This is a genomic window from Streptomyces sp. NPDC057137 (genome assembly GCF_042670825.1).
In the GTDB taxonomy this organism is placed as follows: Bacteria; Actinomycetota; Actinomycetes; order Streptomycetales; family Streptomycetaceae; genus Streptomyces.
In genome coordinates, this window is the sequence record NZ_JBHUUW010000085.1 from 16,810 (window position 1) to 29,437 (window position 12,628).

The following is a 12,628-nucleotide window of genomic DNA, read 5'->3' on the forward strand; positions in this document are numbered from 1 at the left end:
TAACTCTGTTCGTCCGAGACGGAAAGCCCTTGCGCAGCGGTGAAGTTCAACTTTTTCCCGCCTCAGGACAAAGGTCATCCGGGCATGCCGAACAGCCCGGCGGTGAACTTGTCCCCGCCGGGCTTGTGTTGACGACCTTGTTTACTCGCCGCCGCCGAACGCCGCGTCGAAGGACGCGGTGGGCCGGTCGAAGTCGAACCGCTTCAGATCGGCGAGCGCCTCGGGTGCGCCGGAGAGCCGGTCCATACCGGCGTCCTCCCACTCGACCGAGATCGGGCCCTCGTAGTCGATCGCTCCCAGCATGCGGAAGACGTCCTCCCACGGCACGTCGCCGTGCCCGGCCGAGACGAAGTCCCAGCCGCGCCGCGGGTCGCCCCACGGCAGGTGCGAACCGAGCCTGCCGTTGCGGCCGTCGAGACGCTTGCGCGCCTCCTTGCAGTCGACGTGGTAGATCCGGTCCCGGAAGTCGTACAGGAATCCGGTCGGGTCCAGGTCCTGCCAGACGAAGTGGCTCGGGTCGAAGTTCAGCCCGAACGCGGGCCGGTGGTCGACCGCTTCGAGCGCCTGCTTCGTCGTCCAGTAGTCGTACGCGATCTCGCCCGGGTGGACCTCGTGGGCGTAGCGCACACCCTCGGTGTCGAAGACGTCGAGGATCGGGTTCCAGCGCTCCGCGAAGTCCTCGTAGCCGCGCTCGATCATGCCGGGCGGCACCGGCGGGAACATCGCCAGCAGATGCCAGATCGACGAACCGGTGAAGCCGATGACCGTGTTGACACCGAAGGCCGCGGCGGCCCGGGCGGTGTCCTTGATCTCGGCGGCGGCACGCTGACGTACGCCCTCGGCCTCCCCGTCGCCCCAGATGCGGGACGGCAGGATGTTCTGGTGGCGCTCGTCGATGATGCTGTCGCAGACCGCCTGGCTGACCAGGTGGTTGGAGATCGCCCAGCACTTGAGGCCGTACTTGTCGAGCAGCTGGTGGCGGCTCTCCAGATAGCCCGGGTCGGAGAGCGCCTTGTCGACCTCGAAGTGGTCGCCCCAGCAGGCCAGTTCCAGACCGTCGTAACCGAAGTCACGGGCGAGCCGGCAGACCTCTTCCAGGGGCAGATCGGCCCACTGGCCGGTGAACAGCGTGAACGGGCGAGGCATACGGACCTTCCTAGACTTGAGTTCCGGACGGGGCCGGCACGGGTGTGTAGATGGCGTTCTTCTCCGCGCTGTCCTCCACGGCGGCGAGGACCCGCTGCACGTGGAGACCGTCGGCGAAGGAGGGCGCGGGATCGGTTCCGGCGGCGATCGCCTCGACCAGATCCTTGGCCTGGTGCACGAAGGTGTGCTCGTAGCCGAGGCCGTGGCCCGGCGGCCACCAGGCGTCCAGATACGGGTGCTCGGACTCGGTGACCAGGATCCGCCGGAAGCCGGCGGTGACCGCGGGCTCCGACTGGTCGTGGAACGACAGCTCGTTGAGCCGCTCCAGATCGAAGGCGAGCGAACCGCGCTCGCCGTTGATCTCCAGGCGCAGCGCGTTCTTGCGTCCCGCCGCCATCCGGGTCGCCTCGAAGGACGCCAGCGCCCCCGAGGCGAGGCGTCCCGTGAACAGCGCGGCGTCGTCCACCGTGACCGGGCCCGTCTCCGCGCCGCCGGCCGCCGAGAGACCGGCCGACGCCCCTGAGAGCAGCGGCCTCTCCCGTACGAACGTCTCGGTCATCGCCGAGACCCCCACCAGCGGCTCCCCCGCCAGGAACTGGGCGAGGTCCACGATGTGCGCGCCGAGGTCGCCGAGCGCCCCCGATCCCGCGTGCTCACGCTTGAGCCGCCAGGTGAGGGGGAACTCGGCGTCGACCAGCCAGTCCTGGAGGTAGGTGACCCGGACGTGCCGCAGCGCGCCGAGCCTCCCCTCCTCGATCAGCTTGCGGGCGTACGCGATGGCGGGCACCCGCCGGTAGTTGAAGCCCACCATGGCCAACTGGCCGCGGGACCTGGCCGCCTCGGCGGCCCGGACCATGGCCTCGGCCTCGGCGACCGAGTTGGCCAGCGGCTTCTCGCACAGGACGTGCTTGCCCGCCTCCAGCGCGGCGATGGCGATCTCCGCGTGGCTGTCCCCCGGCGTGCAGATGTCGACCAGCTGCACGTCGTCACGCGCGATGAGTTCCCGCCAGTCGGTCTCCGCGGCGGCCCAGCCGAGTTTGTCGGCCGCCTTGGCGACGGCCGTCTCGTCCCGCCCGCAGATGGCGGCCAGGTGCGGCCGCATCGGCAGATCGAAGACATGTCCCGCCGTGCGCCAGCCCTGGGAGTGGGCGGCACCCATGAACGAGTATCCGATCATGCCGATACCGAGTGGCGGCGGTGCGCCGGCTTCCTTCTCCGACGCTTCCCTGCTGGTCATAAGGGAGTACTCCTCGTCTCTCGCGCGTGTGGGGGCTAGGTCCTGTCCGGCGGATATTCGGGGATCAGGCCCTGACTGGCGGAGCCGGTCAGCTGAATCCCTGGGGCAGGTACTCGTCGATGTTGGTCTTGTCGACGACCGCCGAGAACAGGGTGACCTGGGCCGGGATCTCCAGACCGGCCATACCGCTGACGCCCTTGCTCTGACCCAGCGCACGGGCGAGGTCGATCGCCGACGAGGCCATGATCGGCGGGTACAGCACGGTCGCCTTCAGGACGCTGTTGTCGGCCTTGATGGCGTCCATCGCCGCCTTGGCACCGGCGCCGCCGACCATCAGGAAGCCGTCACGGCCGGCCTGGTCGATGGCGCGCAGCGCGCCGACACCCTGGTCGTCGTCGTGGTTCCACAGGGCGTCGAACTTGGACTGCGCCTGGAGCAGCTGGGCCATCTTGGCCTGGCCGGACTCGACGGTGAAGTCGGCCGCCTGGCGGGCGACCTTCTTGATGTTCGGGTAGTTCTTGAGCGCGTCGTCGAAGCCCTGGGTGCGCTGCTTGGTCAGCTCCAGGCTGTCGGGGCCCGACAGTTCGATGACGGTGGCGTTGGCCTTGTCCTTCAGCTTTTCGCCGATGTAGTTGCCCGCGTTCACGCCCATGCCGTAGTTGTCACCGCCGACGTAGCAGCGGAAGGCCTGCGGGTCGGCGAAGATCCGGTCCAGGTTGATGACGGGGATGCCCGCGCGCATCGCCTTGAGACCGGCCTGGGTGAGGGCCTTGCCGTCGGCCGGCAGGATCACCAGGACGTCGACCTTCTTGTTGATCAGGGCGTCGATCTGGCCGATCTGGGCGGCGGTGTCGTTCGAGCCCTCGGTGATGTCGAGCGTGACGTCCGAGTACTTCTTCGCCTGGTTACGCGCGTTGTCGTTGATCGCGTTGAGCCAGCCGTGGTCGGCCTGCGGGCCGGCGAAGCCGATGGTGACGGCCTTGCCGGGCTTGTCGTCGACCGCCGGCTCGTTCTTCGCCGCGGGCTCGTCCTTCTCGTTGCTGGTACAGGCGGTCAGGAGGGCACCCGCGGAAATGGCGGCGGTGCCGAACAGCAGACCTCTACGGCTCGTTTCTGGCATGGCGGTTCGTCCCCTTCAGGAGAGCTGTTTGAGCGGTACGTCGGAAGCGGTGCGTAGGGAAGCGGTACGAGGTCGGGCCCCGGGGTACGGGGTCAGCCCTCGCCGTTGCGCGCCGTGCGGCGCTGGACCAGTACGGCGGCGACGATGATCGCGCCCTTGGCGATCTGCTGGACGTCGCTCTGCAGGTTGTTGAGCGCGAAGATGTTGGTGATGGTGGTGAAGATGAGGACACCGAGGACGGAGCCGACGATCGTGCCGCGGCCACCGCTGAGCAGGGTGCCGCCGATGATCGCCGCCGCGATGGCGTCGAGCTCGTAGAGGTTTCCGTTCGTGTTCTGTCCGGAGCCGGAGAGCACGATCAGCATGAAGGCCGCGATACCGCAGCACAGTCCGGAGAACAGGTACAGATACAGCCGCTGCCTGCGGACGTCGATACCGGCGAGCCGGGTCGCCTCCGCGTTGCCGCCGACCGCGATCGTGCGGCGGCCGAAGGTCGTCCGGTTCAGCAGCAGCCAGCCGACCACCGTCACCACCGCGAAGATGATGACGAGCGGCGGGATCCCGAGGATGTACGAGTCCCGGGCGCCGAGGTCGAGCACCGACTTCAGGGTGACGATCTGCGTGTTGCCGTCGGTGATCTGGAGGGCCAGACCACGGGCGGACGCCATGATCGCGAGAGTCGCGATGAACGGCGCCATGCCGCCGTACGCGATCAGTACACCGTTGACCAGACCACAGGCCAGACCCACGATGATCGCGGTGAACAGGATGCCCGCGAAGCCGTACTCCTGGGTCGCCAGCGTCGTCGCCCACACCGAGGACAGGGCCACGATCGCGCCGACCGACAGGTCGATGCCGCCGCTGGTGATGACGAACGTCATGCCGACGGTGACGACACCGATGATCGACGCCTGGGTCAGGACCAGTTGGAGGTTGCTGGTGTCCAGGAACTGTTCGGGCTTGGTGATACCGCCCACGACGATCAGGGCGGCGAGCACGCCGAGCAGCGAGAGGGTACGGAAATCGAGACGCAGCCCGAGCGGCGGGCCGCCCCTGGCACCTCCCGGCGTCTTTCCGGCGGGCTTGGTCAGCGGTACGGGTGCGGCGTCGGCGGCGGGTGCGGCGTCGGGCCCGCCCTGCTGCGCCTCAGAGGCAGGCTGTTTCATGGCGTCGGACTCCCTTCCATCACAAGGTCGAGTACACGGTGCTCGTCCAGCTCCTGGGCCGGTGCCTTGTGGACGACACGGCCCTCCCGGAGCACCAGCACCCGGTCGGCGAGGCCAAGGACCTCGGGGACCTCGCTGGAGACGAGAAGTACGGCGAGGCCGTCGTCGGCCAGCCGGCGGATCACGGAGTAGAGCTCGGCCCGGGCGCCGACATCCACACCGCGGGTGGGCTCGTCGAGGAGCAGCACCCGGCAGCCGCGGAGCAGCCAGCGGGCGAGGACCGCCTTCTGCTGGTTGCCGCCGGACAGGGTGCGGATGATCGCGTCGGGGTTGTCGGGGCGCAGGGAGAGTTCCTGGGTCGCGGCCCTGGCGGCCTTGCGCTCGGCGGCGCTGTCCAGCCAGCCGGCGCGGGAGAACCGGGACATGGACGACACCGACACGTTGCGGGTGACCGACTGGATGAGCAGCAGGGCCTGCGCCTTGCGCTCCTCGGGGGCGAGACCGAGGCCGGCGCGTACGGCGGCGCGGACGCTGCCGGGCTTCAGCTCCTTGCCGTCGACCAGGACCCGGCCTGCGGTGGGCTTGCGGGCGCCGAAGATGGTCTCCAGGATCTCGGAGCGTCCCGAGCCGACCAGACCCGCGAGGCCGACGATCTCGCCGGGCCGCAGTTCGAGGTCGACCGGTTCGAACTCCCCTTTCCTGGTGAGGCCTTCGGTCCGCAGCACGGGCTCGCCGCGCGGGGCGTCGGCGAGCGCCGGGCGGTCGGGGAAGACGTACGCGACCTCGCGGCCGGTCATCAGGGAGACGACGTCGCTGGTGGGGGTCTCCTTCGCGGGCAGACCCACGGCGACGGTGCGGCCGTCCTTGATGACGGTCACGCGGTCGCCGATGCGGCGGATCTCCTCCAGGCGGTGGGAGATGTAGATGACGGCGACACCGTCGGCGGTGAGGGTGTCGACGATACGGAAGAGGTTGTCGACCTCGTCCGGGTCGAGCGCGGCCGACGGCTCGTCCATCACGATGAGGCGTACGTCGTGGGAGAGCGCGCGGGCCATGGAGACGATCTGCTGGTGCGCGGCGGACAGTTCACCGACCTGCCGGCCCGCGGGGATCTCGGGGTGGCCGAGCCTCGCGAGGAGCGCGGTGGCGGCGGTCCTGGCTTCGCCGCCCTTGACGATGAAGCCGGCGGAGGTCGGCTCGTGACCGAGGAAGATGTTCTCGGCGACCGACAGGCCCTCGACCAGGTCGAGTTCCTGATAGATGGTCGCGATGCCGAGCTTCATCGCCGCGATGGGTGACTTGAGCTGGACCTCTTCGCCGCGCCAGGTGATGACACCGTCGTCGGGCTGGTGCGCGCCGGCGAGCACCTTGATGAGTGTGGACTTGCCGGCCCCGTTCTGGCCGAGCAGACAGTGGACTTCGCCTGCCTGGACCTCCAGGTCCACGCCGTCCAGGGCGCGGACGCCCGGGAACAGCTTGGTGATGCCGGACATGGTGAGCAGGTGGCCTTCGGGTGGTGCTGGTGCCATGGCGTATCCCCTCGGCGGATGCGGCCGGTGAGCGGGCGTGCGGGCGTGCGGAACAGGACGTGCGGCTGCTACGGGTGGTGCGGCTGGTACGAGTGATGCGGCTCGTGCGATTGATACGGCTCGTGCGGGACGTGCGGCTCGTGCGGGCGATGCGGCTCGCGCAGGTGGCGTCGGATGGTGCGTGGCGCCGTGACCGGTGATGCTTTTGTTATGTCTTTTGCTGTTATTTCGGTGGTGCGGGTGAAGCGTGTGCCGTACGGCCTGACGTCGGGGTGCCGGTGTCAGGCCGGGGAGAAGAGGTGGTCGCTGATGAGGCGGGCCGCGCCGGTGACTCCGGCGGTCGGCCCCAACTCCCCCAGAACGATGGGGAGGTTGCCGGTGGCCAGCGGCAGTGACTGGCGGTAGACCTGGGTGCGGACGCTGGCCAGCAGGGTGTGGCCGAGTCCGGTCACCCCGCCGCCGATCACGACGAGGCCCGGGTTGAAGAAGCTGACGAGTCCGGCGATGACCTGGCCGACCCGGTTGCCGCCCTCGCGGATGAGATAGAGGGCGGTGGGGTCGCCGGCCGCCGCGGCGACGGCGACGTCGGCGGCGGTGAGCCGGCCGGACGCTTCGAGGCGCGCGGCGAGTTCGGCGGAACGGCCCGTACGGGCGGCGTCCTCGGCGTCCCTGGCCAGCGCGGCACCGCTGAAGTGGGCTTCCAGGCAACCCCTGTTGCCGCAGACACAGGCGCGGCCGTCGGGCTCGACCCGGATATGGCCGATGTCGCCCGCGCTGCCGGTCGTACCCCGGTAGACCTCGCCGCCGACCACGATGCCGCAGCCGATACCGGTGCCGATCTTGATGCAGAGGAAGTCGCCCACGGAGCGTGCGACGCCCGCGTGCTGCTCGCCCATCGCCATCAGATTCACGTCGTTGTCGACCATGACGGGGCAGCCGAGATCCTGGCTGAGTGCCTCGCGTACGGGGAAACCGTCCCAGCCGGGCATGATCGGCGGCGCGACCGGTACACCTTCGGGGAAGCGGACGGGGCCGGGGACGCCGATGCCGGCGCCGTCGTAACCGTCGGCGAGTCCGGAGGCCTTGAGCTTGGCGGCCATCGCGAGCACCTGCTCGAAGACGGCGACCGGGCCCTCGCGGACGTCCATGGGGTGGTTGACGTGGCCGAGCACTTCGAGTTCGGCGTTGGTGACGGCGACGTCGATGGACGTGGCGCCGATGTCGACGCCGAGGAAGCGGAGGGCGGGCGCGAGCCGGATGTTGTGGGAGCGCCGGCCGCCGCGCGACGCGGCGAGTCCGTCGGCGACGACGAGTCCGGTCTCCAGCAGCCGGTCGACCTCGACGGCGAGCTTGGAGCGGGAGAGGTCGACCTGATCGCCGAGCTGGGCGCGGGAGTTGGGCCCACCGTCACGCAAGAGCCGGAGCAGTCGCGCCTGATGAGCGTTCGCGGGTCGTGCGGTCATACGTCTCACGCGCCCCTCCCCGCCTCTCGGCTGTGTGTGCGTCGCTACGTCGGGTGTCGTTTCGACGGGCTTTCGAGGGGAACGTAGCAGCGCTTTCCCCGAGTGGGAAGAAGTTGCGCAGGAATCCCTCCTAACTTTCTCCACAGTCAGGACAAAGACATGTGACCGCCCGCCGGGACCGGGCACGCGAAAGGCGCCCCCGTCACTCACCGGGGGCGCCTCACTCTTCATTCGCACATGTGCGAATCCGTCGGATCGGGGGTCCGGCACCCAGGTCCTGGTGTCGGACCTGGCTGTCGGACCTGGGTGTCAGACCTGGGTGTCCCCGCGGTGGTGGTACGTGGTGCGCGTCTGCTCCGTGTGGCGGCGCATGACCTCCGTCGCCGCCTTCTCGTCCCGCGCGGAGATGGCCGCGATCAGGGCCCGGTGCTCGATCCAGGACTGTTTGCCCCGCTGCCGCGCCACCGGTGTGTAGTACCAGCGCACCCGGCGGTCCACCTGCGCCGCCAGCTCCGCCAGGACGACGTTCCCCGCCAGCTCCATCACCTTCGCGTGGAACGCGGCGTTCGTCGCGACCGTGAGGTCCACGTCGTCGTCGGCCACCGACTGCTCGCCCTTGGCGCAGAGCGCCTCCAGCGCCGCGATCCCCGCCGAGCCCGAATTCGCAGCCGCAAGCCTCGCCGCCTCGGCCTCCAGGAGGGTTCGGACCGAGAGCAGCTGGTCCGCCTCCGCCTCGGTGGGCTCATGGACGAACGCGCCCTGGGCGGGCCGCAGATCGACCCACCCCTCGGTGTTCAGCCGCTGCAGCGCCTCACGTACGGGCTGGCGGGAGACCCCGAGATGACCGGCGAGTTCGCTCTCCACCAGATGCTGTCCGGGCCGGAGCTGGCGGACCGTGATGAGCTCCAGGAGGGCCTCGTAGACACGCTCGCGCAGCGGGCCGGGGCGTTCGAGTTTGGGCACTGAGCCCTGCGGCAGTCCTGCGGACAACATTGCGGTCCCCCATTCCTGGCTGATCCACGGTAAAGATCTCGGCAACAGAGAGCAACGATTGGCTATCGTCTACAGTCTACCGAGAACCGTAGCGGATCAGGGGCACCGGATGACCTGCCCGGCGTAAGAGAGATTTCCGCCAAACCCGAAAAGCAGCGCCGGAGCGCCGGATTCCACCTCGCCGCGCTCCACCAGCTTGGACAGCGCCATCGGGATCGACGCGGCCGAGGTGTTGCCGGAGTCCACGACGTCGCGCGCGATGACCGCGTTGACCGCGCCGATCTTCTGGGCGACGGGCTCGATGATCCGCAGGTTGGCCTGGTGCAGTACGACGGCGGCCAGGTCCTCGGGCGCGATGCCCGCGCGTTCGCAGACCTTGCGGGCGATCGGCGGGAGCTGGGTGGTGGCCCAGCGGTAGACGGACTGGCCCTCCTGCGCGAAGCGCGGCGGGGTGCCCTCGATCCGTACGGCGTTGCCCATCTCCGGCACCGAGCCCCAGAGCACCGGGCCGATGCCCGGCTCCTCGCCCGGCCGGACCGCCTCGACGACCGCCGCGCCCGCGCCGTCGCCCAGGAGGACGCAGGTGGAGCGGTCGGTCCAGTCGGCGATGTCGGCCATCTTGTCCACGCCGATGACCAGCGCGCGGGTCGCGGCACCGGCCCGTACGGCGTGGTCGGCGGTGGCGAGCGCGTGGGTGAAGCCGGCACAGACCACGTTGAGGTCCATCACGGCCGGCGAGCCCATGGAGAGCCGGGCAGCCACGCGCGCGGCCATGTTCGGCGACCGGTCGATCGCCGTGGACGTGGCGACCAGCACGAGGTCGATGTCCGCGGGGGTCAGGCCGGCCGCGGCGAGCGCCTTGGCGGCGGCGTGCGCGGCCAGCTCGTCCACCGACTCGTCGGGGCCGGCCACATGCCGTGTCTTGATCCCGACACGGCTGGTGATCCACTCATCACTGGTGTCGACCATGCCCGCCAGGTCGGCGTTGGTGAGCACCTTGGCGGGCTGATAGTGCCCGAGCGCGGCGATACGAGTGCCGGTCATGCCCGGGACCTCCTCTGGGGTCGACGTCAGGAGATCCCCAGTCTCGTCAGCGACTCACGAGTAAGGGGGCAGGCGACCCAACAGGATTCCCCGCCTCCTCTTGGAGACTCCGGATCATCCGGCGTCCTCAGGGGCCACCCGACGTCACCCTGTGTCACCCGGTGAACAGCTGAGTGGCCTTTCGGACCAGTTCATACAGACCGTACGCGAGAGGGACGCCTACCCAGAGCCACGCGAAGACGATCAGCGCGGTGCGCCGCGACTCAGACACTGCGCTCCCGCTCTCCGGTGCTGTGCTCATCAGGGGTCTCCTTCCGTTCTTCGGACGCCTCTTCGGACGCCGGTGCTTCCGGCTTCGTGCCGGGTGTGTTGTCCGGCAGATGGTGGCGCGGATGTACGGGGCGGACCAGCTCGTTGGCCACGAAGCCGACGACCAGCAGCCCGATCATGATGGTCAGCGACAGCCCGTACAGTCCGGGGCCGCTCTTGCCGGCCTCCTCCTGGCTGTCGGCGACCCGGTTGACGATGAGCGGGCCGAGAACGCCGGCCGCCGACCAGGCGGTGAGCAGCCGTCCGTGGATCGCGCCCACCTGGTAGGTGCCGAACAGGTCCTTGAGATAGGCGGGGACGGTCGCGAAGCCGCCTCCGTAGAAGGAGAGGATCACCAGCGCGCAGATGATGAACAGCGGCTTGGACGTGTCGCCGAACTGCGCGATCAGCAGATACATCAGGGCGCCGACGCCCAGGTAGAGCCGGTAGGTGTTCTTCCGGCCGATCACGTCGGAGGTGGACGACCAGCCGATCCGGCCCGCCATGTTGGCCGCCGACAGCAGCGCGACGAAACCGGCCGCGGCCGAGACGGAGACCGGCGTGTCGGTGTCGGCGAAGAAGTCGGTGATCATCGGGGCGGCCTTCTCCAGGATGCCGATGCCCGCGGTGACGTTCATACAGAGGACGATCCACAGCAGCCAGAACTGCGGTGTGCGCACGGCCGACTTGGCGGAGACCTGGGCGGTGGTGATCAGCGCCGATCGCTCCGGCGCCGCCGCCACCGCCGCCGCCGTCTTCGGTGCCGGGTCCGGGCGCGGCACGCGGATCAGCAGGACACCGAGCAGCATGAAGACCGCGTAGACCAGGCCGTGCACGAGGAAGGCCTTGGCTATGCCGTCGCTCGTGGAGCCGAACGACTCCAGCATCTGCGCGGACCACGGCGACGCGATGAGCGCGCCGCCGCCGAAGCCCATGATCGCGATGCCGGTCGCCATGCCGGGCCGGTCGGGGAACCACTTGATCAGCGTCGAGACGGGCGAGATGTAGCCGATGCCGAGCCCGATGCCGCCGACGAAGCCGTAGCCGAAGACGATCAGCCAGAACTGTTCGGTCGCGGCGCCGAGCGCGGACAGCAGGAAGCCGGACGAGAAGCAGACGAGGGCGACGGTCATCGCCCAGCGCGGACCGTTGCGTTCGACGAGCGTGCCGCCGAAGGCGGCGGAGAGGCCGAGCATCACGATGCCCAGCTGGAAGGGGAGGGCGCTCTGGGTGCCGGAGAGGCCGAGAGCGGATTCCAGCGGCGGCTTGAACACGCTCCAGGCGTAGGCCTGACCGATCGAGAGGTGCACCGAGAGCGCGGCGGGGGGTACCAGCCAGCGGCTCCAGCCGACCGGGGCGAGTGGTGGGGTCATGGTCGCGCAGCCTAGGAACCGTCCGGACCGTTTGGGAAGATCTTTGACCCGTTCATGTCCAGGTGCACGCCGACCGTATGCCGACGACAGAAGTCTTGTCGGCAGTTATTCCATACTGTAGACAATATATCGTCGGCAAAGTATGTCCCTTTCGCTGATTCCGCGCTTCTCCCAACACCCTCAGAGCGAACGGAGAGCCCCACGGTGAAAGTCGCAGTCGTCGGCGCCGGAGCGATCGGCGCCTATGTCGGAGCCGCGCTCGACCGAGCAGGCGCCGAAGTCCATCTCATCGCCCGTGGACCGCACCTGGCGGCCATGAGGCAGCACGGAGTCCGGGTGTACAGCCCGCGCGGCGATTGGACCGCGCGGGTGCACGCCACCGATCAGCCGGCCGACATCGGTCCGGTCGACTATGTGTTCCTGGGCCTCAAGGCGAATTCGTACGCGGCGTGCGGGCCGCTCATCGCGCCTCTGCTCCAGGACCACACGGCGGTCATCGCCGCCCAGAACGGCATCCCCTGGTGGTACTTCCACCGGCACGGCGGCCCGCACGACGGCCGCCGGATCGAGAGCGTCGACCCCGGCGGCTCGGTCAGCGCGGTCCTGCCGCCGGAGCGCGCCATCGGCTGCGTGGTCTACGCGGCGACGGAGCTGGAAGGACCGGGCGTCGTACGGCACTTGGAAGGCACCCGGTTCTCCATCGGGGAGCCCGACCGGTCGCTCTCGCCGCGTACCAAGGAGTTCGGCGAGGCCATGCGGGCGGGCGGGCTCAAGTGTCCGGTCGAGGCCGAACTGCGCGACGAGATCTGGATCAAGCTCCTCGGCAACATCTCCTTCAACCCGATCAGCGCGCTGACCCGCGCCACGATGCGGGAGATGTGCCTGCACCGCACCACACGGGAGGTCATCGAGCTGATGATGACCGAGACGCTCCGGGTGGCCGAGGCACTCGGCTGCCACCCCGACATCTCCGTCGAACGCCGGCTGGCCGGCGCGGAACGGGTCGGGGACCACCGGACCTCCACGCTCCAGGACCTGGAGAAGGGGAAGCCGATGGAGCTGGACGTGCTGCTCGCGGCCGTCGTCGAACTCGCCGCGATGTGCGACATCGAGGTGCCGACGCTCCGCACGGTCGACGCGATCTCGGACCTGCTGGCCCGAGGCGTGGCCGCGTAGCGGCGGGACCGGTCACGCCGGTCCTCGGTCGCCGGAGGGGCCCGATCGGGCCCCTCCGGCGACCGAGGACCG

The 12,628-nt window shown here is 69.4% G+C and carries 10 protein-coding genes; 1 reads left to right on the forward strand and 9 read right to left on the reverse strand.

Features of this window, described 5'->3' with window-relative positions; translation table 11 throughout:
• Nucleotides 1-141: 141 nt before the first annotated feature.
• From ACFT9I_RS36295 to ACFT9I_RS36335, 9 genes are all read right to left on the reverse strand, one after another.
• The gene (locus ACFT9I_RS36295; protein WP_382571613.1) at nt 142-1,146 is read right to left on the reverse strand and encodes a sugar phosphate isomerase/epimerase family protein; all 1,005 of its coding nucleotides are present in this window, start codon (nt 1,144-1,146) and stop codon (nt 142-144) included.
• Nucleotides 1,147-1,156: 10 nt separating this feature from the next.
• Entirely contained in the window at nt 1,157-2,383 is a 1,227-nt protein-coding gene (locus ACFT9I_RS36300; RefSeq protein WP_382571614.1) for a Gfo/Idh/MocA family protein, read from the reverse strand.
• A gap of 88 nt (nt 2,384-2,471) precedes the next feature.
• Complete coding sequence (locus ACFT9I_RS36305; protein WP_382571616.1) at nt 2,472-3,503, reverse strand: substrate-binding domain-containing protein; 1,032 nt, start codon at nt 3,501-3,503, stop codon at nt 2,472-2,474.
• A gap of 92 nt (nt 3,504-3,595) precedes the next feature.
• Nucleotides 3,596-4,669: an ABC transporter permease gene (locus ACFT9I_RS36310; RefSeq protein ID WP_382571618.1), complete on the reverse strand. Its 1,074-nt coding sequence runs from the start codon at nt 4,667-4,669 to the stop codon at nt 3,596-3,598.
• Complete coding sequence (locus tag ACFT9I_RS36315) at nt 4,666-6,198, reverse strand: sugar ABC transporter ATP-binding protein (RefSeq protein WP_382571620.1); 1,533 nt, start codon at nt 6,196-6,198, stop codon at nt 4,666-4,668. The genes ACFT9I_RS36310 and ACFT9I_RS36315 overlap by 4 nt, the downstream gene beginning before the upstream one ends.
• A gap of 281 nt (nt 6,199-6,479) precedes the next feature.
• Nucleotides 6,480-7,661 (reverse strand): ROK family protein, encoded by a 1,182-nt coding sequence (locus ACFT9I_RS36320; protein WP_382571622.1) that lies wholly within the window; start codon nt 7,659-7,661, stop codon nt 6,480-6,482.
• Between the two features lie 309 nt (nt 7,662-7,970).
• Complete coding sequence (locus tag ACFT9I_RS36325) at nt 7,971-8,654, reverse strand: GntR family transcriptional regulator (protein ID WP_382571624.1); 684 nt, start codon at nt 8,652-8,654, stop codon at nt 7,971-7,973.
• A gap of 96 nt (nt 8,655-8,750) precedes the next feature.
• Nucleotides 8,751-9,698 carry a beta-ketoacyl-ACP synthase III gene (locus tag ACFT9I_RS36330; protein WP_382571625.1) on the reverse strand — a complete coding sequence of 316 codons (948 nt, stop codon included), beginning with the start codon at nt 9,696-9,698 and terminating at the stop codon, nt 8,751-8,753.
• A gap of 263 nt (nt 9,699-9,961) precedes the next feature.
• Entirely contained in the window at nt 9,962-11,380 is a 1,419-nt protein-coding gene (locus tag ACFT9I_RS36335) for an OFA family MFS transporter (protein ID WP_382571627.1), read from the reverse strand.
• Nucleotides 11,381-11,584: 204 nt separating this feature from the next.
• Here ACFT9I_RS36335 and ACFT9I_RS36340 point away from each other — a divergent pair, with 204 nt between their 5' ends.
• Nucleotides 11,585-12,556: a 2-dehydropantoate 2-reductase gene (locus tag ACFT9I_RS36340; protein WP_382571628.1), complete on the forward strand. Its 972-nt coding sequence runs from the start codon at nt 11,585-11,587 to the stop codon at nt 12,554-12,556.
• The last annotated feature ends 72 nt before the right edge of the window (nt 12,557-12,628 follow it).

Coding starts and splice junctions, on each gene's coding strand:
- ACFT9I_RS36330 (WP_382571625.1), bottom strand. CDS start 9,698: ATGACCGGCACTCGTATCGCCGCGCTCGGGCACTATCAGCCCGCCAAG.
- ACFT9I_RS36300 (WP_382571614.1), bottom strand. CDS start 2,383: ATGACCAGCAGGGAAGCGTCGGAGAAGGAAGCCGGCGCACCGCCGCCA.
- ACFT9I_RS36310 (WP_382571618.1), bottom strand. CDS start 4,669: ATGAAACAGCCTGCCTCTGAGGCGCAGCAGGGCGGGCCCGACGCCGCA.
- ACFT9I_RS36295 (WP_382571613.1), bottom strand. CDS start 1,146: ATGCCTCGCCCGTTCACGCTGTTCACCGGCCAGTGGGCCGATCTGCCC.
- ACFT9I_RS36305 (WP_382571616.1), bottom strand. CDS start 3,503: ATGCCAGAAACGAGCCGTAGAGGTCTGCTGTTCGGCACCGCCGCCATT.
- ACFT9I_RS36320 (WP_382571622.1), bottom strand. CDS start 7,661: ATGACCGCACGACCCGCGAACGCTCATCAGGCGCGACTGCTCCGGCTC.
- ACFT9I_RS36325 (WP_382571624.1), bottom strand. CDS start 8,654: ATGTTGTCCGCAGGACTGCCGCAGGGCTCAGTGCCCAAACTCGAACGC.
- ACFT9I_RS36315 (WP_382571620.1), bottom strand. CDS start 6,198: ATGGCACCAGCACCACCCGAAGGCCACCTGCTCACCATGTCCGGCATC.
- ACFT9I_RS36335 (WP_382571627.1), bottom strand. CDS start 11,380: ATGACCCCACCACTCGCCCCGGTCGGCTGGAGCCGCTGGCTGGTACCC.